At 70.3% G+C, this 25,197-nt stretch carries 19 protein-coding genes; 13 read left to right on the forward strand and 6 right to left on the reverse strand.

Annotated features, from left to right (window positions below; all coding sequences use genetic code 11):
- Positions 1-64 precede the first annotated feature (64 nt).
- The 6 genes from G5C66_RS15210 (at position 65) to G5C66_RS15235 (ending at position 8,227) form a co-directional block, all read left to right on the forward strand.
- Positions 65-1,633 (forward strand): sulfatase family protein, encoded by a 1,569-nt coding sequence (locus G5C66_RS15210; protein WP_338144186.1) that lies wholly within the window; start codon positions 65-67, stop codon positions 1,631-1,633.
- 181 nt (positions 1,634-1,814) lie between these two features.
- The gene (locus G5C66_RS15215) at positions 1,815-4,211 is read left to right on the forward strand and encodes a hypothetical protein (protein ID WP_165111810.1); all 2,397 of its coding nucleotides are present in this window, start codon (positions 1,815-1,817) and stop codon (positions 4,209-4,211) included.
- 70 nt (positions 4,212-4,281) lie between these two features.
- Positions 4,282-5,568 carry a HupE/UreJ family protein gene (locus G5C66_RS15220; RefSeq protein WP_165111811.1) on the forward strand — a complete coding sequence of 429 codons (1,287 nt, stop codon included), beginning with the start codon at positions 4,282-4,284 and terminating at the stop codon, positions 5,566-5,568.
- Positions 5,569-5,572: 4 nt separating this feature from the next.
- Positions 5,573-6,292 carry a GntR family transcriptional regulator gene (locus G5C66_RS15225; protein WP_165111812.1) on the forward strand — a complete coding sequence of 240 codons (720 nt, stop codon included), beginning with the start codon at positions 5,573-5,575 and terminating at the stop codon, positions 6,290-6,292.
- 55 nt (positions 6,293-6,347) lie between these two features.
- Positions 6,348-7,892: a sulfatase-like hydrolase/transferase gene (locus G5C66_RS15230; RefSeq protein ID WP_165111813.1), complete on the forward strand. Its 1,545-nt coding sequence runs from the start codon at positions 6,348-6,350 to the stop codon at positions 7,890-7,892.
- Entirely contained in the window at positions 7,892-8,227 is a 336-nt protein-coding gene (locus G5C66_RS15235; protein WP_165111814.1) for a DUF1707 domain-containing protein, read from the forward strand. The genes G5C66_RS15230 and G5C66_RS15235 overlap by 1 nt, the downstream gene beginning before the upstream one ends.
- Here G5C66_RS15235 and G5C66_RS15240 read toward each other — a convergent pair.
- Entirely contained in the window at positions 8,224-8,577 is a 354-nt protein-coding gene (locus G5C66_RS15240) for a hypothetical protein (protein ID WP_165111815.1), read from the reverse strand. The genes G5C66_RS15235 and G5C66_RS15240 overlap by 4 nt on opposite strands.
- 113 nt (positions 8,578-8,690) lie before the next feature.
- Between G5C66_RS15240 and G5C66_RS15245 the strand changes: the two genes are divergently transcribed.
- The 3 genes from G5C66_RS15245 to G5C66_RS15255 all read left to right on the forward strand — a co-directional run bounded on the left by G5C66_RS15245 (position 8,691) and on the right by G5C66_RS15255 (position 14,537).
- A complete protein-coding gene (locus G5C66_RS15245; protein WP_165111816.1) occupies positions 8,691-10,478 on the forward strand; it encodes a methylmalonyl-CoA mutase family protein in 1,788 nt (595 codons plus the stop codon).
- Positions 10,475-12,646 (forward strand): methylmalonyl-CoA mutase, encoded by a 2,172-nt coding sequence (gene scpA, locus G5C66_RS15250; protein WP_165111817.1) that lies wholly within the window; start codon positions 10,475-10,477, stop codon positions 12,644-12,646. The genes G5C66_RS15245 and scpA overlap by 4 nt, the downstream gene beginning before the upstream one ends.
- Before the next feature lie 199 nt (positions 12,647-12,845).
- The gene (locus tag G5C66_RS15255; RefSeq protein WP_165111818.1) at positions 12,846-14,537 is read left to right on the forward strand and encodes a protein kinase domain-containing protein; all 1,692 of its coding nucleotides are present in this window, start codon (positions 12,846-12,848) and stop codon (positions 14,535-14,537) included.
- Here the strand turns inward: G5C66_RS15255 and G5C66_RS15260 are convergent, their stop codons facing one another.
- Positions 14,538-15,524 (reverse strand): LLM class F420-dependent oxidoreductase, encoded by a 987-nt coding sequence (locus tag G5C66_RS15260; RefSeq protein ID WP_165111819.1) that lies wholly within the window; start codon positions 15,522-15,524, stop codon positions 14,538-14,540.
- A gap of 101 nt (positions 15,525-15,625) precedes the next feature.
- On the opposite strand from G5C66_RS15260, the gene meaB reads away from it, so the two are divergent.
- Positions 15,626-16,624, forward strand: coding sequence for a methylmalonyl Co-A mutase-associated GTPase MeaB (meaB, locus tag G5C66_RS15265; protein ID WP_420901743.1), 999 nt, complete (start codon positions 15,626-15,628; stop codon positions 16,622-16,624).
- Between the two features lie 12 nt (positions 16,625-16,636).
- Positions 16,637-17,821 carry an amidohydrolase gene (locus G5C66_RS15270; RefSeq protein WP_165111821.1) on the forward strand — a complete coding sequence of 395 codons (1,185 nt, stop codon included), beginning with the start codon at positions 16,637-16,639 and terminating at the stop codon, positions 17,819-17,821.
- An 11-nt stretch (positions 17,822-17,832) separates the two neighbouring features.
- Here G5C66_RS15270 and G5C66_RS15275 read toward each other — a convergent pair whose 3' ends face one another.
- The 4 genes from G5C66_RS15275 to G5C66_RS15290 form a co-directional block, all read right to left on the reverse strand.
- Positions 17,833-19,116 (reverse strand): ABC transporter permease, encoded by a 1,284-nt coding sequence (locus G5C66_RS15275; protein ID WP_338144187.1) that lies wholly within the window; start codon positions 19,114-19,116, stop codon positions 17,833-17,835.
- A 2-nt stretch (positions 19,117-19,118) separates the two neighbouring features.
- Complete coding sequence (locus G5C66_RS15280; protein ID WP_338144188.1) at positions 19,119-20,393, reverse strand: ABC transporter permease; 1,275 nt, start codon at positions 20,391-20,393, stop codon at positions 19,119-19,121.
- Positions 20,390-21,904 (reverse strand): ABC transporter ATP-binding protein, encoded by a 1,515-nt coding sequence (locus G5C66_RS15285; RefSeq protein ID WP_165111822.1) that lies wholly within the window; start codon positions 21,902-21,904, stop codon positions 20,390-20,392. The genes G5C66_RS15280 and G5C66_RS15285 overlap by 4 nt, the downstream gene beginning before the upstream one ends.
- A gap of 113 nt (positions 21,905-22,017) precedes the next feature.
- Positions 22,018-23,106, reverse strand: coding sequence for a BMP family ABC transporter substrate-binding protein (locus G5C66_RS15290; protein WP_165111823.1), 1,089 nt, complete (start codon positions 23,104-23,106; stop codon positions 22,018-22,020).
- A gap of 180 nt (positions 23,107-23,286) precedes the next feature.
- Here G5C66_RS15290 and G5C66_RS15295 point away from each other — a divergent pair, with 180 nt between their 5' ends.
- Both G5C66_RS15295 and G5C66_RS15300 read left to right on the forward strand, forming a co-directional pair.
- Positions 23,287-23,700 (forward strand): cytidine deaminase, encoded by a 414-nt coding sequence (locus tag G5C66_RS15295; protein WP_165111824.1) that lies wholly within the window; start codon positions 23,287-23,289, stop codon positions 23,698-23,700.
- Between the two features lie 56 nt (positions 23,701-23,756).
- Positions 23,757-25,040: a thymidine phosphorylase gene (locus G5C66_RS15300; RefSeq protein ID WP_165111825.1), complete on the forward strand. Its 1,284-nt coding sequence runs from the start codon at positions 23,757-23,759 to the stop codon at positions 25,038-25,040.
- The last annotated feature ends 157 nt before the right edge of the window (positions 25,041-25,197 follow it).

Here is a 25,197-nt window from a genome sequence, read left to right on the forward strand (position 1 = left end):
GTGCGTTGATCTGGGATGAACCATCGGCACGACCAGTAGACGACCAGCGTGATGAGGACGATCAGTGGCGGTACCCGGACGGGTCTGGACTCTTTCGGCAGCGATCGCGATGGCTGGAGTCGTCGGTATGTCGGGCTGTGGGCACGCGCCGACGCAGCAGCCGTCCGGCGAGCGTGACTCCGTCCAGACCTCGACGTCGACGCCGGCCTTCGAGATGCCGGTCGAGAAGCCCAACCTGCTGATGGTCACGGTCGACGACCTCGCCACCGTCGACATGGACTACCTACCGAGCGTGAAGAGGCTCGTCGGCGAGAACGGGGTGACCTTCACCGACGCGGTCGCGCCGACGCCGATCTGCGTGCCGGCCCGGGCCTCGCTGCTCTCGGGGCAGTACGCCCACAACCACGGCGCCCACACCATCCACGGCCCCGAGGGCGGCTACCCGTCCTTCGACGACTCCCAGACCGTGGCGACGTCGCTGCAGGACGCGGGCTACACCACGCTCTTCACCGGGAAATACCTCAACGAGTACGGCCAGGAGGGCAGCGAGCGCGACATCCCGCCGGGGTGGGACCAGTGGCGCGCGACCATCGACCCCTCGACGTACAACTATCTGGGCGCGAAGTTCAACGTGAACGGGCGCATGGTGAAGCCGAAGGGCTACTCCACGACCGTCATCACCCAGCAGGCGCAGGCAGCGCTGAAGGACGCCAGGAAGAAGCCCGGCGCGGCGGAGAAGCCTTGGTTCCAGTGGGTCAACTACGTGGCGCCGCACATCGGCGGCCCGACGGAGAAGGGCGACCCCAAGCAGCGTTTCCCTGGCACCAAGGGTGCGATCGGCGTACCCGTGCCCGACAAGCAGGACCGGGACGCGTACGCCGACAAGCCGATCCCGCCGCAGCCCAACCTGTTCCCGGACAAGCGCAAGGAGTTCCCCAAGGGGTCGCCGTCGCGGAAGAACCCCTCGCAGATCGAGAAGGACGCCTACCGGCTCTCCTACCAGCGACGGATCGAGTCCGCGCGCAGCCTGGACCGCAACATCGCCTCCCTGCTCGGCGGGCTGAAGAAGAGCGGCGAGCTGGCGCGCACGCTGGTGGTCTTCACCTCCGACAACGGCTTCTCGAACGGCTACCACAACTTCAACGGCAAGCTCTGGTACTACGAGGAGTCGCTGCGGATCCCCGTGCTGATGAGCGGGCCCGGCGTACCGAAGGGGCGCGAGGTCGCGACCACGCTCACCAACCCGGACATCGCCACGACGCTCCTGTCGGCAGCCGGCGCCGAGAACCCGCACGAGCCCGACGGCATCGACATCCTGCCGTGGCTGCGCGCCCCCGAGCAGACCCGCGTGGTCCCGATCGAGGCATGGCCGACGGCCGACGGCACCTCCCGCCTCTGGTCCGGCGTACGCGTCGGGCGGTGGACCTACGTGGAGCTGGCCACCGGCGGCGTCGAGCTCTACGACCGCACCACCGACCCCTACGAGATGAACAACCTCGCCGAGGACCCGGCCCATGCCGAGACGGTCTCGCAGCTGGCCGACCTGACCGAGAAGTACCGCGACTGCGCCGGCGACAGCTGCCCGCAGGAGATGTACGCCGCCGACCGGCCGCTGGACCTCGACGGCCTCTAGGCACGCCTGGGTAGAACCCCGATGTGGCAACCGCCCCGGATTGCCGCATCGCGTCACGGATATTTCATCTGTCTGCCGTGGTTTCGGGCTGCAGACGGACAATCACGCGCCACCTCGTTCGGATGGACTTGTCCAGACAAGTTCCCGGTGCCCGAGCACCGTGACCGAGACGAGGAGACCGATGATTCCCATCAGACGATCGTGGGGTGCGCGGCTTGCCGCGGGCGCCCTCGTGACTGTCGCGATCGCGGGCGGCGGCACCGTCGTCGCCCAGGAGCGCGCCGAGGCCGACGGCCCGGCCTTCGTGCTGGTCGACGAGCAGGTGCGGCTGCAGGACGCCCCCAGGCCCAAGGCCGCGGTCGGTGAGACCTTCCGCATCCCGGAGCCCGTCCCCACCGCGGAGAACAGCTCGTTCGGCACCGGCGACTACGTCGTGTCGGTGACCTCGCCCGACGGCGTCACCGCGGAGATCTCCCCGACCGGCTCCGCGAGCGAGCCGGTCTACGAGTTCACCCCGCAGACCCCGGGTGACTACCGGATCAGCTACTCGGCCGTCGGCGAGAACGACACCGTCGACTTCGAGGACTTCGAGGTCGTCGTCGGGAACGACGCCGAGGTCGAGAAGGCCCGTGCCGCCGCCGCGCGTCGTGCCGCCAACGACAACCAGCCGCAGGTGACCTTCGGCTCGATCGGCGACATCCACAACGAGTGGGGCGACCTGGACAAGGCCTTCGACCTCTACCACGCGCAGGACCTCGACGCCGCGCTGTTCGTCGGCGACCTGACCAACAACGCCACCGCCGGTGAGTACGCAGGCCTGAAGGAGGTGCTCGACCGCCGTCTCGACGAGAACGGTGACGGCAAGGACGACATCTCCCTCGTCGCCGCGCTGGGCAACCACGACGTCGGCCCGGGCATGACCGGCTACGACCTCTTCACCCAGTCGACCGGTGGCCAGCGGCCCAACGCCGACTATGTGATCAACGGCTACCACTTCATCACGGTCTCGCCCGGCTCCGGCCAGCTCGACGAGGAAACCGGCCGGCCGACCCAGCGCAGCACCGGCAACTACGCCTACGCGCGCGACTGGCTCCACACCCGCATGGCCGCCGCGACCGCCGAGCACCCCGACCGCCCGGTGTTCGTGCTCGTGCACCACCCCCTCAAGTGCACGCACTACGTCTCGAACGAGTGGTACGGCGCCGGCCTCTCGGAAGGCTGCGGCGACACCTTCACGTCGGTCTTCGACAACTTCCCCCAGGCCGTCGTCTGGGGCGGGCACATCCACACGCCCAACAACATCTCCACCTCGATCTGGCAGGACGGCGGCTTCACGACCGTGAACGCCCCGCCGCTGGCCTACTTCGAGATGGAGAGCGGCGTCGACAACGACACGACCCCGAACGACGCGGGCGACAACGCACAGTCCTCGGTGGTCGAGGTCAACGGCAGCGTCGTCAAGGTCAAGAACTACGACCTGCAGGCCGGCCAGTGGATCGACCAGACCTGGACGTGGGACGTCGAGGAGGCGGTCAAGAACCCGCAGCGCAACTTCCCCTACACCGACCGGCGCGCGGCGGAGACCGCCGGCCCGAAGTGGCCCGCCGGGGCGGCGGTGACCGTGTCCGACATCAAGGAGGACACCGCACAGGTGTCGTTCCCGCAGGCGGAGCCGGCGGCCAACGACGTCCAGGACATCGTGCACCTCTACCGCTACCAGGTCGTCGACAAGGCCACCGGTGCCACCGTCGCCGACTTCAAGCAGTGGTCGGGCTTCTACATCCTTCCGCTGCCGGCCTCCCGCGGCCACGCCATCCGGAACCTGAAGGGCGACACCGAGTACGAGGTGCGGGTCACGCCGTACAACACCTGGGGCAAGGCGGGCGGGTCGATCTCGGCCAGCTTCAAGACCGCTCCGCCGCCGCCTCCGGTGGACCCGGCCGACTACCTCGTCTACCAGGACTTCGAGTCGGTGGTGCCTCATCTCCAGACCGGGGTCGAGCACAACATGCCGGCGAACGCGAACGTCCTCGGCTGGACCAAGACCACACCGGCGGGCTGGACGATCACCAACTCTCCGGACATGCCCACCGGCACCAAGGAGATGAACGGCTGGTCGCTGATGACCAAGGCGTTCTGGCAGAACGGTGACGACCAGGACCGCAGCGGCTTCACACTCGGCCGCAACGTCGTCGCTGTCGCCGACCCCGACGAGTGGGACGACGTCAACGACCCGGAGAGCCGTGGCCGCTTCGACTCGACGCTCACCACGCCGAGTGCGCCGATCCCGGCCGGGACCTCGCGGGTCTACCTCGCCTGGGACAACCACTACCGCGAGGAGGAGCCGCAGGAGGCCGAGGTCACCGTCGAGTTCGACACCGGCCAGAAGGTCCAGCTGGTCCACTGGACGCCGGCCAACACCCCTGACCTCAGCCAGGGCAACAAGACCGTCAACCTGCCGGTCGACGTGCCGGCGGGCGCGACCTCGATGAAGGTCAGCTTCCGGCTCTTCAATGCGATGAACGACTGGTACTGGGCCATCGACCACGTCCGGCTCGACACCGAGCCGATCGTCTGACCCGCGGGAGGCCCGCCCGGCACCTCCTGCCGGGCGGGCCCCCTTCCCCCGCTCCCGATCGAGGATCCTCATGACCGTTCCCACCGGCGTACGTCTTCTCGCCGCTGCCGTGCTGGCGATGCTCGCACCCCTCCTGCTGGTGCTCCCGGCCTCGGCCCACGGCTTCACCTCCACCGTCTATGCCGAGCTGACCGAGCGCTCCGACGGTGTCCTGAGCACCGAGCTCGAGATGGAGTACGTCCTCCTGGTCAGGTCCGTGGCGAAGGCCGAGGCCGACCCCGGGCTGGAGAGCGAGGCCAAGGCCGCATTCCAGGCCTCGGGCGCCGACGTCGGGCTGATCGAGGACCACCGGGACGCGGTGCTGGGCTACCTCGGCGACCGGTTCCGCGTCTCCGCCGACGGTCAGGCCTGTGCATCCTCGATGGCCGGCGAGCTCCGGACCACCGAGCGTGACGGTGTCCCTCACCTCGTGGTGACGCTCGACCACGCCTGCCCCGAGGTGGCGGACGACGTGGCGTACGAGGTCTCCAGCGAGCTGTTCCCCGAGTCGGAGGGCTTCGTGGGCAGCACCGAGACGATCCTGGAGTACTCGCTGCCGGAGGCTTCCGGCAGCACGGTCCTCACCGCCGAGGACCCGAGCTTCTCCACCGACGAGTCGTCGCCGACCAGGCTCCTGGACTTCTTCGTCCTCGGCGCCGAGCACCTGCTCTTCGGCATCGACCACGTCCTCTTCCTGGTCGCGCTCATCGTCGGCGCCCGCCGTCCGCGCGACATCCTGCTGGCCGCGACCGCGTTCACCGCGGCGCACTCGGTGACCTTCATCCTCGCGAGCCTCGGCCTGGTGTCGGTCCCGGCCGCGATCGTCGAACCCGTGATCGCGCTGTCGATCGCGGCGGTCGCGGCCTGGCACGTATGGGTCTCGTGGCGCGACGGTCGCCCGGGCTCGGCTGCGGCGTCCCGTGCTGCCTCGAACGGCATCGACCCGGCGCCCGTCCCGGCCGGTGGAGGTGCCCTCGCCCTGGCCGTCCGTACGTCGACCGACGCTGCTCCGAGGACGGCGGGGGAGAGGGTCCGGCTCGCGGTGGTCTTCGGGTTCGGACTGATCCACGGCCTGGGCTTCGCCGGTGCCTTCGGGATCGACGAGCCGTTCTCCTGGCGGCTGCTGGGCTCCCTGCTCGTCTTCAACCTCGGCATCGAGGTCGTCCAGCTGGCGATCGTCGCCCTGGTCTTCCCGGTGCTCCTGGTCCTGCGGCGACGGCAGCCGGTGATCGGCTGGTGGCTCGGCGTCGTCGCGGCCGCCGGCGTCGCGGTCGTCGGTCTCTACTGGTTCGTCCAACGAGTCCTCGGGGTCGGGTGACCCGATGCGGGAGTCGAAGGCAGTGCGCCGCTACCACGCCGTCGCGGCCACGCTGGAGGGGCGGATCCGGGCGGGCGAGTACCCGGCCGGCCGCCCGCTCCCGGCGGTGTCCTGCCTCGCCCGCGAGTTCGGCGTCGCGCGCGGCACCGTGGAGCGTGCGCTCGTGCGCCTCGAGACCGACAGCCGTCTCGTCTCCCATCACGGCCGGCACTGGCATGCGCACGTCCCCACGCGTCTGCAGAGCCTCGGCGTGCGCTCGTTCGCGCAGTGGGCCGTCGCGTCCGGGCTGGCGCCCGGCGGCCGGTTCGTCGACGTGGCGCGTGGACGCGCCACCGCCTCGGAGGCGCGCGAGCTCGGCGAGAGACCCGGCAACCCGGTGCTGCGGGTGGTGCGGATGCGCTCCCTGGACGGGTCGCCGGCCATGGTCGAGCACACCGTGTTCCCCGGCTGGCTCTCCGCCACCATCGAGTCGCTGCCCGTCGACGCTCCCTCGATCGTCGACGTCGTCGAGGCCGAGCTCGGCGTCCGTCTCGCGCATGCCGAGCACCGGATCGAGGCGTTCGCTGCCTCGGCGATGGACGGCCGACTCCTCGGGGTTCCGCGGGGCAGCCCGCTGCTGCGGGTCGTACGCACCGCGCGCTTCGCCGACGGGCGCTCGTTCGAGCTCAGCGACGACCGTTATCTCCCGGGCGTCGTGTCGCTCTCCTTGGTCACCACGGGGTGAGACCGTCGGGTTAAAGTAGACTAAACAACTCATATTACTTGAGGAGCGTTTGGTCATGCCGGTCAGCAACCTGTTCACCCGCCGCAGGCGGGCAGCCGTGGCGACGGCCGCGATGAGTGCCCTCGCCGTGACCGGCCTGGTGCACGAGCCGGCCGCCGTGGCGGCCGCCCCGACGCGTACGCCTGCTGTTGAACGGCCCGCGGGGAAGCCGAACCTGCTGCTGGTGACGGTCGACGATCTCTCCTACCTCGACATGGGCCACCTGCCGAAGGTGCGGAAGCTGGTGGAGCGGACCGGGGTCTCCTTCGCCGAGGGGATCGCGCCGACGCCGATCTGCGTTCCGGCCCGGGCGTCGCTGCTGACCGGGCAGTACGCCCACAACCACGGTGCGCGCACGATCGAGGGGCCCTACGGCGGCTATCGGGCCTTCGACGACTCCTCGACGGTCGCGACCTCGCTGCAGGACGCGGGTTACTCGACGATCCTCGCCGGGAAGTACCTCAACGGCTACGGCGAGGGTTCGACTCGCGGTGACGTGCCGCCCGGCTGGGACCAGTGGCGCGCGACCGTCGACCCGTCGACCTACAACTTCCGCTCGCCGAAGTTCAACGTCAACGGCGAGATCATCAAGTCGAAGGGCTACTCCTCGACCGTCATCACCGAGCATGCGAAGGCCGGGATCGCGGCCGAGCGCCGGTCGGGGAAGCCCTGGTTCACCTGGGTCAACTACGTGGCTCCGCACCACGGCGGGCCCTCAGGGCCCGACGACCCGAAGAAGATCTACCCCGGCACCGACGCCGCCGTGTCGGTGACCGTGCCCGACACCCAGGACCGCGGCTCCTACGACAACGTCCGGATCCCGGCGCGGCCCAACCTCTTCCCCGAGGACACCTCCGGTTACGCGAAGGGATCGCCCGCGCGCGGGACGTTCAACCCGAGGAAGAAGGACGCGCTCCGGATCGCCTACCAGCGCCGTCTCGAGGCGATCCGCAGCCTGGACCGCAACATCGCCTCGCTCCTGGTCGGGCTGAAGAGGAGCGGTGAGCTGAAGCGCACGCTGGTCGTCTTCACCTCCGACAACGGCTTCTCCAACGGCTACCACAACCTCAACGGCAAGCTGTGGCACTACGACGAGTCGCTGCGGATCCCAGTCCTGATGAGCGGCCCCGGCGTGCCGCGCGGCCGGACGGTGCGGACCCCGGTCACCAACCCGGACCTTGCGGCGACACTGCTGGCCGCGGCCGGCGCTCGGCCGCCTCGGGCCTCTGACGGGATCGACATCATGCCGTGGTTGAGCGCGCCCGAGCAGGTCCGCGCGATCCCGGTCGCAGGCTGGCGGGTCACCGACGGGAGCCGGCAGCTGTGGTCCGGCATCCGTGTCGGCTCCTGGACCTATGCCCGCCTGCACACCGGCCAGGTCGAGGTCTACGACCGTTCCTCGGACCCCTACGAGCAGCGGAACCTGGCCGCAGATCCTTCCGCAGCGGGGACTGTGAAGGCCCTCGCCCGGCTGGCCTCCCGCTACCAGGACTGCGCTGCCTCCACCTGCCCGAAGGACCTGTACGCCGCCGGCCGGGCCCTCGACCTCGAGGGCCTGTGATGAGGGTCGGCGACGTCGAACGGGAGGCCGCGCGGGCTCGCCTCGTCGAGGCGTACGCCGCGGGGAGGATCGATGCGCCCGAGCTCGAGTCGCGCGCCGCGGCGGTGTGGGGTGCTTCCCGGGCCGACGAGCTCGCCGCGGTGGTCGGCGACCTGGGTGAGGACTCGGCTCCGCCTTGCGGGGCCGCCTCTGGCTTCGTACGAGATCTTCTGGTGTTCCTGATCTGCGGCGCGATCGCCGTCGTCGCCTGGCACCTCACCGGCCGCGGGTTCTTCTGGCCGGTCTGGGTCCTGGTCTACACCGGCCTGCCCCTGCTGCGCCTCTGTCGCGACTAGGACCGCTTGGCGAGGGTGTCCGCCGGCACGTTGCCCGACTCGATCTCGCGCGCCAGCTCCTGGATGCGTACGGCGCTGGCGGTCCAGCTGCCGGCGCGCTCCTCGTGGATCGGGGTGAAGCCGCGGCGGACCTCGACGGTCCAGTGGCGGCCGAAGACGACCCGGGCGCCGACGGCGAAGGGGAGGATCGCGAGGAGGAGGATGAGCTCGATGCCGGTCAGGAGCACGACCGCGACGACGACGATGATGAGCGGTAGCGCGATGACGAGCCAGAGCACCAGGAGGATCGCGCTGATCGGGTCGTCCCCTGAGGGTGGGCCGATCGGGACCCCGAATCCGTCGAGACTCATCCGGCGCGACTTCCGCTGCCACGGGACCCAGCGCCGGGTGACGCGTCTCAGTTAGCGGTTGTAAACCTCACACTTTGTGGTCACCGCCACTTCATCCGCCTAAGGTTCGACCCATGAACGACGCCGCTCGCGCCGACTCGTTGCGCCTTGCCCAGCCGGCGGATGCCCATTCCCAGGCAGAGTGGGAGGCGGCGACTGCTGCTGTCCTCCGCAAGAGCGGTCGGCTGACGGCCGACGACGCCGACGCCCTCGTCTGGGACAAGCTGACCCGCACCTCTCTCGACGGCCTCCGGATCGCCCCGCTCGGGCTGCCGGGTGAGTCATACGCCGACGAAGCCCGGCCCACGCGCTCCGGCGCCTGGGACATCCGGTCGCTCGTCTCCGGTCTGTCCGGCGTGGACGCGAAGGCGGCCAACGAGGCCGCCCTCGTCGACCTGGACGGGGGAGTGTCCTCGCTGTGGGTGGCCGCCGACGAGACCACCGACCTGAACGTACTGCTCGACAAGGTGCTCCTGGACCTCGCGCCGATCGTGCTCGACGCACCGATCGGAGCGGTCAAGGTCGCCCAGAACCTGCTGGCGCTGATCGCCGAGCGGGGCACCGGGCTGCACGCCGCGACCAACCTGGGTGCCGACCCGATGGGCGCGCTGCTGCGCGACCTGCCGCTGGCGCCCGACGAGGCGTTCGCCGAGCTGGTCGACCTGGCCCGTCTGGCTCAGGGGATCGGCGTACGCGCGATCGTGGTCGACGCCACCGCTGCCCACGACCTCGGCGCCTCCGACGTGCAGGAGCTCGGCTGGTCGATCGCGGTCGGCGTCGCCTACCTGCGAGCGCTGACCGAGGCGGGCTTCTCGCCCGCGATCGCGGCGAACCTCATCGAGTTCCGCTACGCGGCCACCGACGAGCAGTTCCCGACCATCGCCAAGCTGCGGGCCGCCCGCCAGCTGTGGGCACGCGTGCTCGAGCTCTCCGGGGCCGAGGGTGTGGAGATGCGCATCCACGCAGCGAGCTCGCGGCCGATGCTGTCGAAGTACGACCCCTACGTGAACATGCTGCGCGGCACCGTCGCGGCCTTCGCCGCCGGTGTCGGCGGGGCGGACGCGGTGACCGTCCTGCCCTTCGACTCCGCCAACGGAGTGCCGGACGGGTTCGGGCGCCGGATCGCCCGCAACGTGTCCCACCTGCTGATCGACGAGTCCCACGTCGCGGCCGTCGCCGACCCCGCCGGCGGTTCCTACGCCGTCGAGAAGCTGACCGCCGACATGGCGGAGGCCGGCTGGGAGGCGTTCATCCAGCTGGAGGAGGAGTGGACCGGAGCAACCACCGGCGGCCACGACTTCTCGCCCTTCCGTGACCGGATCGCCGCGGTGTCCGCGGAGCGGGAGAAGGCGATCGCGCGCCGCAAGCGCCCGATCACCGGGCTCACCGAGTTCCCCAACCTCGCCGAGACGCTTCCCGAGCGCCCGGTCGACCCGCTCAACGAGCGGGTGGTGCGCTACGGCGCGTCCTTCGAGGCGCTGCGCGACACCCCCGCCACCGCGAAGGTCTTCCTCGCGACCCTCGGGACGGTCGCCCAGCACACCGCCCGGGCGACCTTCGCGACCAACCTGCTCGCCGCCGGTGGTATCGGCGTCGATGTCGCGGGTGCGACCGCGGACGCCGAGGAGCTGGCCGGGAAGTACCGCGCGGCCGGCGCGCCGCCGGTCGTCTGCCTGGCCGGGTCCGACAAGGCGTACGCAGCCTGGGGCTCGGACGCGATCGCAGCCCTCCGCGAGGCGGGCGCCACGCACGTGATCATCGCCGGGAAGCCCGACGCCGTCGATGCCGAGGTGGACGACGCCGCCTCGCTGGGTGTCGACGCGCTCGCCTTCCTGACCGCTACGAGGGAGAAGCTCTCATGACGATTCCCGGCTCCTTCAAAGGGATCCCGCTGAACGGCGAAGGTGGTCCGGCGGGCTCCCCGACCGTGCCGACGGGTGAGGGTTGGCTGAGCCCCGAGGGCATCGAGATCAAGCCGGGCTACGGCCCCGCGGACCTCGAGGGCCTCGACGCGCTCGACACCTTCCCCGGCCTGAGCCCGTTCCTGCGCGGGCCCTACCCGACGATGTACACGACGCAGCCGTGGACGATCCGGCAGTACGCCGGGTTCTCGACCGCGGAGGAGTCCAACGCGTTCTACCGGCGCAACCTCGCTGCCGGCCAGAAGGGCCTGAGCGTCGCCTTCGACCTGGCCACCCACCGTGGCTACGACTCCGACCACCCGCGGGTGCGGGGTGACGTCGGCATGGCGGGCGTCGCGATCGACTCGATCTACGACACCCGGACGCTGTTCGACGGCATCCCGCTGGACCAGATGTCGGTCTCGATGACGATGAACGGCGCGGTGCTGCCGGTCATGGCGCTCTACATCGCGGCGGCCGAGGAGCAGGGGGTGAAGCCGGGGCAGCTGGCGGGGACCATCCAGAACGACATCCTCAAGGAGTTCATGGTCCGCAACACCTACATCTACCCGCCGGCGGCGTCGATGCGGATCATCGGCGACATCTTCTCCTACACCGCCGCGAAGATGCCCCGCTTCAACTCGATCTCGATCTCCGGCTACCACATGCAGGAGGCCGGTGCGACCGCCGACCTCGAGCTCGCCTACACGCTGGCCGACGGTGTCGAATACCTGCGCACCGGTCTGGCCGCCGGCCTCGACGTCGACGCCTTCGCGCCGCGACTGTCGTTCTTCTGGGCCATCGGGATGAACTTCTTCATGGAGATCGCCAAGATGCGCGCCGCCCGCGCGCTCTGGTCGCGCCTGGTCTCGCAGTTCGACCCGAAGAACCCCAAGTCGCTGTCGCTGCGGACCCACTCCCAGACGAGTGGCTGGTCGCTGACCGCCCAGGACGTCTTCAACAACGTCGGCCGCACCGCGATCGAGGCGATGGCCGCGACCCAGGGCCACACCCAGTCGCTGCACACCAACGCGCTCGACGAGGCGATCGCGCTGCCGACCGACTTCTCGGCCCGCATCGCCCGCAACACCCAGCTGCTGCTGCAGCAGGAGAGCGGCACCACCGAGATCATCGACCCGTGGGGTGGCTCCTACTACGTGGAGCGTCTGACGCACGATCTGGCAGAGCGCGCCTGGGCCCACATCCAGGAGGCCGAGGCGGCCGGCGGGATGGCCAAGGCGATCGAGCAGGGCATCCCGAAGATGCGCATCGAGGAGGCCGCGGCGCGCACCCAGGCGCGTCTCGACTCCGGTGCCCAGAAGCTGATCGGCGTCAACACCTTCCGGCTTCCGTCCGAGGACCCGCTCGACGTGCTCAAGGTCGACAACGACCAGGTCTACAAGCAGCAGGTCGCCAAGCTGGAGCGGCTGCGCGCGGAGCGCGACGACGAGGACGTACGCCGCGCCCTGGAGGCCATCACGAACGCCGCGAGCGCCGAGAAGTCCGCGGCGAACCTGGACGGCAACCTGCTCGCGCTGGCCGTCGACGCCGCTCGTGCGAAGGCGACCGTCGGCGAGATCTCCGACGCGATGGAGAAGGCGTGGGGACGGCACCAGGCCGTCATCCGTACCATCTCCGGTGTGTACCGGGACGAGGCGACGACGTCGGGTGACTCGAAGGTCACCGAGGTGTTGAAGGCGACCAAGGAGTTCGAGGAGGCCGAGGGCCGCCGCCCGCGGATCCTCGTCGCGAAGATGGGCCAGGACGGTCACGACCGTGGCCAGAAGGTCGTCGTCTCCGCCTTCGCCGACCTCGGCTTCGACGTCGACGTAGGCCCGCTGTTCTCCACCCCTGAGGAGGTCGCGCAGCAGGCGGTCGACGCCGACGTCCACATCGTCGGGGTCTCGTCGCTGGCTGCCGGTCACCTCACGCTGCTCCCCGCGCTGAAGGCGGCGCTGGAGGAGCAGGGACGCCCGGACATCATGATCGTCATCGGCGGCGTCATCCCGCCCGACGACGTCGCGACGCTCGAGCAGATGGGCGCGGCAGCGGTCTTCCTTCCCGGGACCGTCATCGCCGACTCCGCCCTCGACCTGCTCGGCCGGCTGCGGGAGCAGCTCGACCACTGACCGATTCGCAGGTCGAGCCGGATTCGTGAGGAACGAACGAATCCGTGTCGAGACCAACACGGCTCGTCGGCGCTCGATGGGACTGTGTTGGTCTCGACACGCTCGCTGGCGCGAGGGCCTGAACGAAGTGGCCCTCGACCAGCGGGTAGTCCCGAGTTTGTCCTCGCCGGGGGCGTCGGGCTCGTCTAGCCTCAGAGCTGTGACGGACCTACGCCCCGGGCGGGCATCCGGGGACGGGCTGGTGAGGGTCGGCTCCTACGAGCTCCTCAGCAAGCTCGGTGAGGGCGGCATGGGCGTCGTCCATCTGGCCCGCCACGAGGAGACCGGCGAGCGGGTGGCGCTGAAGGTGCTGCGTACCCATGTCGTGGGGGACGAGGAGACCCGCGCGCGGCTGGAGCGCGAGGTCCGGTCGCTGCGGCAGGTGCGCAGCCCGTGGATCGCCGAGATCGTCGACGCCGATCCCTACGCCGGCCTGCCCTACGTCGCGACCCGCTACGTCCCGGGCCCGACGCTGCACGACCGGATCAAGGACAACGGGCCGGTCGTGGGCGAGGACCGGTTCTGGCTGGCCCGCTGCCTCGCCGACGGCGTCGCGGCCTGCCACGACGCCGGGGTGCTGCACCGCGACGTGAAGCCCTCCAACGTGGTGATGGAGGGCCGTACGCCGGTGCTCATCGACTTCGGTCTGGCCCGGGTCGCCGACGATCCCAAGATCACCCTGACCGGATGGTTGGTCGGCACGCCGGGCTACCTGGCGCCGGAGATCCTGGAGGGGACGCCCGCGTCGCCGGCCAGCGACGTGCACTCGTGGGCGGCGACCACCGCCTACGCCCTGCTGGGCCGGCCGCCGTTCGGGACCGGACCGTCGATGGCCGTCCTGGATCGCGTACGCCGCGGCCAGCACGATCTCGACGGCGTCGACGGTCCGATGCGAGAGGTCCTGGCGGCCGCGCTGGCGACGGATCCCGCGGACCGGCCGGGCCTCGAGGAGCTCCGGGAGTGGCTGATGGAGCCCGAGGTGCCGTGGTCCGGGGGCGATGCCGCGGCGGTGACGAAGGTGCTGCCGCTGACGATGCCGCTGGCCGCCGCACCCGTGGACGCGGAGCTCAAGCCGACACTGGTCGACCCGGACGCCGCTGGCGACGCGGTGACCGAGGTGGAGGAGGTGCCGCCGACCGCGGTGACGGTCGCGGACGCGCCGGCCGAGCCCGTGGTGGTGCGCCGGTTCGACCCGCAGACGCCGCCGCCGGCACCCCAGCCGGAGCCCGGGTGGAGCCCGCCCAGCAAGCATGCCAACCTGAAGCGCTGGCCCGGTCCGATGCACTTCCTGATCCTGGTCGCGCTCGCCGCGATCCTGGCAGGGGTCGTCGCTGCGTACCCATTCCTCGGGGTCGCGCTCCTCTGCCTCGGGGTCTGGCTGCTGCGCGCGGTGTCGCTCGCCGCCGACCACCTGACGAAGCGCCGCGAGGCGCGCGGACGGAAGTGGTACGACGGGCCGTGGGCGCTCGTCCGATCGCCGTGGGACCTGGCGCGTGCCGTCCCTGGCACGGCAGCACTGACCGTGCTGACCGGAGTGATCGCGGCCGCGGTCGGCGTGGGGTCTCTGGTGCTGGGGATGCCGCTGGCCGGCGTCCTCTACGCGGCTGCGATGACGTTCATGTGCGCCGCCTGGCTCGCCTCGCAACGGGTCCGCGACACCGTCGGCCCGATCACCCGCGCCGCCTCGTCGCCTTCCCAGCGGTGGGTCGTCGCCGTCGTCGGCCTGGCGATCATCGCCGCTGCCGTCGCCTGGTACGTGCTGCAGGTGGGTGTCTCGTGGACGCCCCTGGACGAGGCTCGGTCGAGCAGGCTCCCCGACGTCCTCCGCGACATCCTGCGGCGTGCCCGGTGATCAGGGCGCGGCCGCCCGGAGCCGCTCGAGCAGCGGCGGGGCGGCCTCGGCGAGGAACCGGTCCTGGGAGTCGTCGCCGATCTGCACCACCGCGACGTCGGTGAAGCCTGCCTTCCAGTAGGCCGAGACGGCCTCGACGATCTTGTCCAGGTCGGGACCGCACGGCACCGACCGGGCGACGTCCTCGGGGCGGACGAGCTGGGTGGCCGCGGCGAAACCGGCCGGCGTCGGCAGGTTGGCGTTGACCTCCCAGCCACCGCTGAACCAGCGCATCTGCTCGTGCGCGCGGCGGACGGCGGTCTCCTCGTCGGGATCCCAGCAGATCGGCACCTGGCCGATCGCGCGAGCCTCGGTGCCGATCCGTTTGGCGCCCTCGACACCGTTCCAGGCGTCGACCAGCGACGCCTCGGGTTCGACGCCGATCAGGTGGTCGGCGAGCGGGGCGAGCTCCTCGATGGCGCGGTCGCCACCCACGGCGATCCCGATCTCGACGGGCTCCTCCGGGAGGTCCCAGATCCGGGCGGAGTCGACCTGGAAGTACTCACCGCGGTGGTCGACGAGCTCACCGGTGTGCAGGTCGCGGATGATCTCGACCGCCTCGCGCAGCATCGCGTGCCGCTCCTGGACCGAGGGCCAGCCCTGACCGACGACATGCTCGTTGAGGCTCTCGCCGGAGCCGAGGCCGAGCCGGAAGCGGCCCTCGGCGAGCAGCTGCACGGTGGCGGCCTTCTGCGCCACCACGGCGGGGTGGTAGCGGAGCGTCGGGCAGGTGACGTACGTCATCAGGCCCACGCGCGAGGTGGCGTGGGCGACCGCGCCGAGCACGCTCCAGGCGTACGGCGCGTGCCCCTGCTCCGTCAGCCACGGCGAGTAGTGGTCGCTCATCACCTCGAAGTCGAAGCCCGCCTCCTCGGCCGCGGTGGCGTACCGGACGAGGTCGCGAGGTCCGCTCTGCTCGGTGAACAGGGTGTAGCCGAGATCCGTCATGCCCGTTCTGTACCCGCGCTCTCCGGCGGTCATTCGTGCCCTCCGGACTCGGCGCCGGTAGGCCGCCGCTGGTCGAGCCGGGCCGCCCGAGCCGCGACGGATTGGCTAAGGTGCTGGCCATGCCAGGGCCCGACGTACAAGACCTCCTCGACGGCATCAGCGACGGCAAGCGGGCGGCGGTGTCACGGGCGATCACCTTGGTGGAGTCGACCAAGCCCCAGCACCGCGACATCGCGCGCGAGCTGCTCACGAAGCTTCCGGCGGGCGACGCCGTGCGGGTCGGGATCTCCGGAGTCCCCGGCGTCGGCAAGTCGACGTTCATCGAGGCGCTCGGCAGCCGGCTGACCGCCAACGGCCTCAAGGTCGGGGTGCTCGCCGTCGACCCGTCGTCGGTACGCACCGGCGGCTCCGTGCTGGGCGACAAGACCCGGATGGCCCGGCTGAGCGTGGACCCCAACGCCTTCATCCGGCCCTCCCCGAGCGCCGGCACGCTCGGCGGGGTCGCCAAGGCGACCGTGCAGGCGATGGCGGTGCTGGAGGCGGCGGGCTACGACGTGGTGCTGGTCGAGACGGTCGGCGTCGGGCAGTCCGAGGTGACCGTGGCGGGGATGGTGGACACGTTCCTGTTCCTGACCATCGCGCGCACCGGCGACCAGCTCCAGGGGATCAAGAAGGGGATCCTGGAGATCTCCGACGTGATCGCGGTCAACAAGGCCGACCCGAACGACCCCCACCGCGCCCAGGAGGCGCGCGCGGCCGCGCGCGAGCTCGCCGGCGCGCTCCGGCTGGTGCGCTCGCGTGAGGAGTGGGCGCCGCCGGTGATCACCGCCTCGGCGCTCCACGACGACGGCGTCGACTCGGTGTGGGAGCAGGTGATGGCCCACCGTGCCCACCTCGGCGAGGACGGGCTGCGCACCAAGCGTGCCGAGCAGCAGCTCGACTTCACCTGGGCGCTGGTCCGCGACGAGCTCGACCAGCGGCTCGAGCACTCGCCGGGCGTCCGGGCGATCCGCGACCAGATCCGTCGCGAGGTGCTCTCCGGCGAGCTTCCGGCGACCGTGGCCGCGGACAGGATCCTGGCCGCCTACGACAGGGATTAGTCTGACGGGACCATGCTGGAGCCTGCTGCCTTCCTCGCCGAGCGAGTCGATGCCTACGACGCCGAGCTGATCGACCTGCGCCGGGACATCCACGCGCACCCGGAGCTGTCCTGGCAGGAACATCGCACCACCGAGCTGATCGCCGAGCGACTGGAGAAGGCGGGCTGGCTGGTCGAGCGGCCCTCCACGACCGGTCTCATCGCAGACCTGGGCGGGGACGGGACGGATGCGCGGATCGTCGCGCTGCGCGGCGACATGGACGCGTTGCCCGTCGACGACGTCACCACCGACGTCTGGGCGAGCACCGTCCCGGGCGTCGCCCACGCCTGCGGCCACGACGTGCACACCACCGCGCTGCTCGGCGCGGGCCTCGCCCTCGCCGACCTGCATCGCGAGTCACCGCTGCCCGGCGGCGTACGCCTGTTGTTCCAGCCCGCCGAGGAGGTCATGCCCGGCGGGGCGCTGCACCTGATGAGCCTGGGGGCGCTCGACGACGTCGACCGGATCTTCGCGCTGCACTGCGACCCGACCGTGGACGTCGGCCGCGTCGGGCTCCGCTCCGGATCGCTGACCAGCGCGTCCGACCTGATCGACGTCCACCTTAGCGGCACCGGCGGCCACACCTCGCGTCCGCACCTGACCGGCGACCTGGTCTTCGCGCTCGCCAAGGTGACCACCGAGCTGCCGGTTATCCTGAGCCGGCGGATGGACCCCCGGGCCGGCGTGAGCGTGGTCTGGGGCAAGGTCACCGCCGGACAGATCCACAACGTGATCCCCGCCCACGGCTCGGTCGGCGGCACCGTACGGATCCTCGACAGCGACGCCTGGAGCGAGGTCGAGCACGTGGTGCGTGAGGTGGTCGCCGAGATCATCGCGCCCTACGGCGTGACGGCCGCCGTCGACTACACCCGCGGCGTGCCGCCGGTGAGCAACGACGAGCAGTCCCACCAGATCCTCGTCGACACGGTCCGGGACGTCCTCGGCGAGCGAGGCGCGGTCGTCTCCGCGCAGAGCCTCGGCGGCGAGGACTTCGGGTGGTACCAGGAGCAGGTCCCGGGGTCGATGTTCCGGCTCGGCGTACGCACCCCCGGCGGCCCCACCTACGACCTCCACCAGGGCGACCTGCGCATCGACGAGCGCGCGGTGGGCGTCGGCGCCAAGGTGCTGGCCGCCGCCGCCCACCGCGCGCTGGTCTGAGTCTTCGGGGGCTAGCTCTTCTTGTAGGGCACGCCGTCCGCGGCCGGAGCACGCGAGTGCCCGACGAGCCCGGCGACGGCGAAGATGGTCACGACGTAGGGCAGCATCAGCATGAACTGCGACGGCACCGGCGAGCCGATGACCGAGAGCACCGACTCCACGTTGGACGCGAAGCCGAAGAGCAGCGCCGCCAGCGTCGCCTTGATCGGGTCCCACTTGCCGAAGATGACCGCGGCCAGCGCGATGTAGCCCGCACCGCCGGTCATCTCACGCCCGAACGACGGCACCGAGACGAGCGTGTAGGTCGCGCCGCCGATGCCCGCGATCGCCCCGGCCAGCAGCACGGTGCGGTAGCGGGTGGCGATCACGTTGATGCCGACCGTGTCGGCCGCCTTCGGGTGCTCGCCGACCGCGCGGACGCGCAGGCCCCACTTGGAGCGGTAGAGCGCCCAGGCGACCAGGACGACCGCGGCGTACATCAGGTAGACCAGCACGGTCTGGCGGAAGAAGATCGGGCCGATGACCGGGATGCCGGACAGCAGCGGGATCTCCAGGCGCGGGAAGTGCGGCGGGCTGTTGAGCGCGCCCGCGTTCTCCGAGAGGACCTGGGAGAACATGAAGCTGGTGAAGCCGATGACGAGCACGTTGAGCACGACACCGACGATCACCTGCTCCACCCAGTAGGTGATCGCGAAGAGCCCGAGCAGCAGGGCCACGAGCACGCCGCAGACCATCGCCGCGATCAGGCCCGCCCACGGCGAGCCGGTGATCGAGGCGGTGACCGCCGCGCCGAAGGCGCCGAAGAGCAGCTGGCCGTCGATGGCGATGTTGACCACGCCCGCCCGCTCGCCGAGTACGCCGCCGAGAGCACCGAACACCAGCGGGACCGCCAGCGCGAGCGCGCCGGCGAGCAGACCGACCACGGGCAGCGTCTTGCCCGCGACCGCCCAGGCCAGGAAGCCGGACACCGCGACGACCGCGAAGGCGGCGACCACGGCGAGGTGCGTCTTGCGGCCGGAGTAGGCGTTCCAGGCTGCGTACGCCGTGGCGACGAGGCACAGGACCACAGCCGTCCAGACGACGCCGTTGGCCGGCAGGGTGATGTCGGGGATGGCGAACCAGTCGCCGTCGCGGCTCCACCGGAAGGTGGAGTCACCGGCGCGGGGACGTACGAGAACCAGCAGCGCCACCAGCACGGTGAACGCCGCCATGACGCCGGGCGTCTTCCACAGACCCGGGATGCGCTCGGCGACGACGGGGGCGTCGGAGTTGACCGGAAGATCGACAGCGGACACGGTCAGGCCTCCTTCGTGGGGAGTCGGAAGATCGCCTTCACCAGAGGCGGTGCGGCGAGGAAGAGCACGATCAGGGACTGGATGACCAGCACGATGTCGACCGGGATGCCCTCGGAGGCCTGCATGAAGAAGCCGCCCGACTTGAACGCGCCGAACAGGATCCCGGCGGCCAGGATGCCGAAGGGGCGCGAGCGTCCCAGCAAGGCGACCGTGATCGCGTCGAAGCCGATGCCGGCGTCGAGACCGCTGGTCGCGCCGTCGGTCACCGAGCCGAGCACCTGGTTGACACCGGCCAGCCCGACCAGGGCACCGGAGATCAGGAACGCGCTGAAGTAGGCGAGCCCGACGTTGATGCCGGCCGCCCGCGCGGCCGCCGGGTTCTCCCCGACCGCACGGAACCGATAGCCGAGGGAGGAGCGGTTGAGGATCCACCACACCAGGAACGTCGCCAGCACCGCGAGCAGGAACCCGGCGTGCAGGTTGAACTGCGGGCCGAGCAGGTCCGGCAGGATCGCCGACTCCGGCATCGGCGCCGACTTGGGGTTGCCCGAGCCCGGCGCCTGGAGCAGCGACTTGCGGGTCAGCGCGTAGAAGACCAGGTAGTAGCCGACGTAGTTGAGCATGATCGTCACGATCACCTCGTGGGCGCCGGTGAGGGCCTTGAGGAGGCCGGCGATGCCGCCCCACAGGGCCGCGACCAGCGCACCGACGATGATCGCCAGCGGCAGGTGGACGATCATCGGGAGGTCGAGCTTGACCGCCACGAACGCGGCGGCGGCGCCACCGAGCAGCATCTGCCCACGGCCACCGATGTTGAACAGCCCGGCGCGGAACGTCAGGCCGATGCCGAGACCGGCCAGCGTCAGCGGCGCGGCGAACTTCAGGGTCTCGGTGATCGGCTTGATCTGCTGGGCGAACGTGCCGCCCAGGTCGTTGAAGACCGCACCCCGCCACAGCGAGACGTACGCCCCCGAGATGGCCTCCCACGCGTAGTAGAAGGTGTCGTAGGGGCGGGCGAAGAAGTAGGAGAGCCCGTAGCGGACGTCCTCGTCGGTGAAGAGGATCATCAGCGAGCCGAAGAACATCGCGAGCACCACCGAGAGCACCGCGACCAGCGCGTTGCCGGTCGTGATCTCTCGTAGCGCCACGTGCCAGCGGCTGGCCTCGGGCACCCGGTCGGTGTCGGAGGCCGTCTTCGTGTCGGTCGACCCCGCCTCGGTCGTCTCCGTCGGTTCCGTCGTCTCGGCCGGCTCGTTCTCCGGCCCCTTCTCGCTCACGCGTCGCTCCCTTCAGGAGACTCGCCGGCCATCATCAGGCCGAGGGTGTCGCGGGAGGTGTCGGCGGGGACGATGCCCACGACCCGCCCGCGGTAGAGGACCATGATCCGGTCGGCGAGAGCGGCGATCTCGTCGAGCTCGGAGGATACGACGAGCACCGGGACACCCGAGTCCCGTGCCGCCACGATCTGCTTGTGGATGAACTCGATCGACCCGACGTCGACGCCGCGCGTCGGCTGTGAGGCGACGAGGAGCCGAAGGTCACGGGAGAGCTCCCGGGCCACGACGACCTTCTGCTGGTTACCGCCCGACAGCTGCCCGGCCAGGGTCGAGACCCCGGGGGCGCGTACGTCGTACTCGGCCAGCTTCTCCTTGGCGAAGGTGTCGAGCTTCTTGAGGTTCAGCGAGCCGCGGGAGACGAAGGGCTTGTCGTAGCTGCGGTTGAGCATGAGGTTCTCGGCGATGGTGAAGTTGCCGACCAGACCCTCGATCTGGCGGTCCTCCGGGATGAACCCGATGCCGGCCTCGAGCGCCTTGCGCACCGAGCGGCCCACGATCTCGCGGCCGTCGAGGTTGATCGAGCCCTCGACGTGCGGCGCCAGGCCGACCATCGCCTCGGTGAGCTCGGTCTGACCGTTGCCCTGGACGCCGGCGACGGCCAGGATCTCGCCCGCGTCGATGTGGAAGCTGACTCCGTCGACATGGACGTAGCCGTCCTCGTCGGCCACCGTGAGGTCGGAGACGACCAGCGCGCGCTCGCCCGGCTTCGCCGGGTCCTTGTGCACCTTGAGCTCGACCGGGCGTCCGACCATCAGCGCTGCCAGCTCGGCGTTGGAGGCCTCCGGGGACGCCTCGCCGACCACGGTGCCGCGGCGGATGACCGTGATCCGGTCGGCCACCTCTCGGACCTCGCGCAGCTTGTGGGTGATGAACACGATGCCGGTGCCGGACTCCTTGAGCTGACGCATGATCGCCATCAGCTCGTCGGTCTCCTGCGGCGTCAGCACGGCGGTCGGCTCGTCGAAGACGAGCACCTCGGCGTCGCGCGAGAGCGCCTTGATGATCTCGACCCGCTGCTGGACGCCGACGGGGAGATCCTCGACGAGCGCGTCGGGATCCACGTGGAAGCCGAAGCGCTCGGAGATCTCCCGGACCTGCTTGCGGGCGGCGTCGAGGTCGAGCTTGCCGGCGAACCCGGTGGCCTCGTGGCCGAGCATGACGTTCTCGGCGACGGTGAAGACGGGGATGAGCATGAAGTGCTGGTGCACCATGCCGATGCCGGCGGCCATCGCATCGCCGGGGCCCTTGAAGTGTTGCGGCTCGTCGTCGATGAGGATCTCGCCCTCGTCGGCCTGGTAGAGGCCGTAGAGGACGTTCATCAGCGTGGACTTGCCCGCGCCGTTCTCACCGAGGAGGCAGTGGATCTCACCGGGCTCGACGGTCAGGGAGATGTGGTCGTTGGCGACCAAGGAGCCGAAGCGCTTGGTGATGTCTCGAAGCGCGAGTCTCATGGCAGGGATCATTCCTTGCAGGGGTGGAGAAATTCCAGATGTACGTGGCGAGGGGGCCGGGTGCGCCCGGCCCCCTCGTCGTGGTGGCCCCGACGTGCGGGCCACCGAGTGGGTCACTTCGCCAGGTAGGAGTTGACCTTGATCGAGCCGTCGACGATGCCGGCGGACACTTCCTCGAGCTCGGCGGGAAGAGTGTCGGAGACCTTCGACTCGAAGTTGTGGAACGGCGCCAGACCGACGCCCTCGTTCTCGAGCGTGCCGACGTACGGCGTCGCGTCGAACTTGTCCTCACCGGCGGCCAGGATGACGTCGGTGGTCGACGTCTTCATGTTCTTCAGGATCGAGGTGAGGACCACGTCCTGGGTCTTCGGGTCGGTCTCGTAGAAGTCGGCGTCGACACCGATCAGCGCGACCTCCTTGCCGGAGTCCTCGATCGCGGTGAGCGCGCCCTGGTAGATCGGGCCGCCGACCGGCAGGATCACGTCGGCGTTCTGCTCGATGATCTGGCGGGCGGTGTTGGTGGCCTTCTCGTTGGCGACGAACTCGCCGGTGAAGGAGCCCTTCTCGCCGCCCTCGTAGCCGACGACCTTGACGTCCTTCTTCTTCGTCTTCGCGTAGTACTCCACGCCCTGCTTGAAGCCGTCCATGAAGATCGTCACGGTCGGGAACGGCTGGCCGCCGTAGGTGCCGACGACGCCGGTCTTGGTGTAGTCGGCAGCGGCGTAGCCGGCCAGGAAGGCGGCCTGCGCGGTGTCGTAGAGGATCGGCTTGATGTTCTCGGCGTCGGTCTTGCCGTCGAAGTTTGCGTCGGCCGCGTCGTCGATCAGGACGTACTCGGTCTCGGGGTTGGCCTTGGCGGACTCGATCGTCGCGGCCGAGAGCGCGAAGCCGACGGTCACGATCGTGTCGCAGCCCTGACCGACCAGGCCCTCGAGGTTGGAGGTGTAGTCGTTGGGGCTGTTGGACTCGACGTCCTTGAAGTCCGAGCCAAGCTCGTCGGCCGCCTCCTTCACGCCCTCGTAGCTGAGCTGGTTGAACGACTTGTCGTCGAACCCGCCCTCGTCGGAGACGATGCAGGGAAGGTAGTCGCTCTTGCCTTCCCCAGCGCGCTCGGACGGCGCTTCGCCGCACGCGGCGAGGGCGGCAGCGGACAGGACCGCAGCGACGCCGCCGGCGGCGGCCTTCTTCATGGTGTTCTTCACTGGTGCCTCCAGGTCGTTGCCCCGCAAATCACGGCGCAAAGGACATTCATGTTCGAACGCTCTCCCCATTGACCGAGCAACGCCAGGGATTCCGCGAACGGTTACCAACTTTTGATCTGGGCGAAGCCTAAGCCTCAGGGCATCCAATCCAGATGTCCGGACAGGCTTTAAGGTCGAACCATGACCGAGAAGCAGACGTACGCCGCAGACGGCTTTGACTGGGAAGGCCTGCGTGCGCATGCCCTCGAGGCCGCAAAACGTGCGTACGCGCCCTACTCCAACTTCCCTGTCGGAGCCGCCGGCTACGCGGACGACGGGCGTCTGCTGCAAGGGTGCAACGTGGAGAACGCGGCCTACGGCGTCACGCTGTGCGCCGAGTGTGGGCTGGTCTCCTCGCTGCACATGACCGGCGGCGGCCGGCTCACCCACTTCGTCTGCGTCAACGGCTCCGGCGAGGTCATCATGCCCTGCGGCCGCTGCCGCCAGCTCCTCTGGGAGAACGGCGGCCCGGACCTGCTCCTGATGACCGTCTCGGGCGTGAAGCCGATGTCCGAGGTCCTTCCCGACGCCTTCGGCCCGGAGGCCCTGGCCTGATCAGGCCGGACGGCGCCCGGTAGGGACCTACGGTGGTCGCGCCTTACGCTGTCCGCATGGCGGAACATGATGCGGTCGAGGTGATCCTCGCCAAGCGCGACGGTGGCGAGCTGAGCGACTCGCAGATCGACTGGATGATCGCGGCGTACACCCAGGGGGTCGTGGCCGAGGAGCAGATGTCGGCGCTCAACATGGCGATCCTGCTCAACGGGATGTCGCGGCGCGAGATCGCGCGGTGGACTGCGGCGATGATCGCGTCGGGGGAGCGGATGTCGTTCGACTCCCTGGACCGGCCGACGGCCGACAAGCACTCCACCGGCGGTGTGGGCGACAAGATCACGCTGCCGCTGGCGCCGCTGGTCGCCGCGTGCGGGGTGGCGGTGCCGCAGCTGTCCGGGCGCGGGCTCGGCCACACCGGGGGCACGCTCGACAAGCTCGAGTCGATCCCCGGGTGGCGCGCGTCGCTGTCCAACGAGGAGATGCTGGCCCAGCTGGGGTCGGTCGGAGCGGTGATCTGCGCGGCCGGTGAGGGCCTGGCCCCGGCCGACCGCAAGCTCTACGCGCTGCGCGACGTCACCGGCACCGTCGAGTCGATCCCGCTGATCGCCTCCTCGATCATGTCCAAGAAGATCGCCGAGGGCACCGGGGCGCTCGTGCTCGACGTGAAGGTCGGTGCCGGCGCCTTCATGAAGACCCTCGACTCCGCGCAGGAGCTGGCGCGCACCATGGTCGACCTCGGCACCGACGCGGGGGTCAACACGGTCGCGCTCGTGACCGACATGGCCACGCCGCTCGGTCTGACCGCGGGCAACGCGATCGAGGTCACCGAGTCCGTCGAGGTCCTCGCCGGCGGCGGCCCTGCCGACGTCGTCGAGCTCACCGTCGCGCTGGCCCGGGAGATGCTGACGGCCGCCGGCGTGTCCGGTCCGGATCCGGCCGACGTGCTCGCCTCCGGCAAGGCCATGGACGCCTGGCGCGCGATGATCTCGGCCCAGGGCGGCGACCCGTCGGCACCGCTTCCGGTCGCGCGCGAGACCCACGTGGTCACCGCGCCGACCTCGGGTGTGCTGACCCGGCTCGACGCGATGGCCGTCGGCCTCGCCGCCTGGCGTCTCGGTGCCGGTCGCGAGCGCAAGGAGGACGCCGTCCAGGCCGGAGCCGGGGTCACCTGGCACGCTCGCCCGGGTGACTCGGTCACTGCTGGTGCGCCCCTGTTCACGCTCCACACCGACACGCCCGAGCGCTTCGACCGGGCGCTGGCCGCGCTGGAGGGTGGCTACGAGATCGGGGACGGGGCTGCGTACGAGGCGACGCCGCTGATCCTCGACCGCATCAGCTGATCCGCACCGCTGGTCGAGTCGCGAGGCCGGCGCCGTGTGCGCCTCCGCGGGCTGTAACACGTCGTTCGTGGGACTACTCGCCCTCTCAGAACGACCGGATAGTCGGTGTAACAGCGTGTCACACCTCGCCTGCCGGGGGTCGGACCGATAACAGTTG

It is taken from the genome of Nocardioides turkmenicus (genome assembly GCF_011045035.1).
Lineage (GTDB): Bacteria > Actinomycetota > Actinomycetes > Propionibacteriales > Nocardioidaceae > Nocardioides > Nocardioides turkmenicus.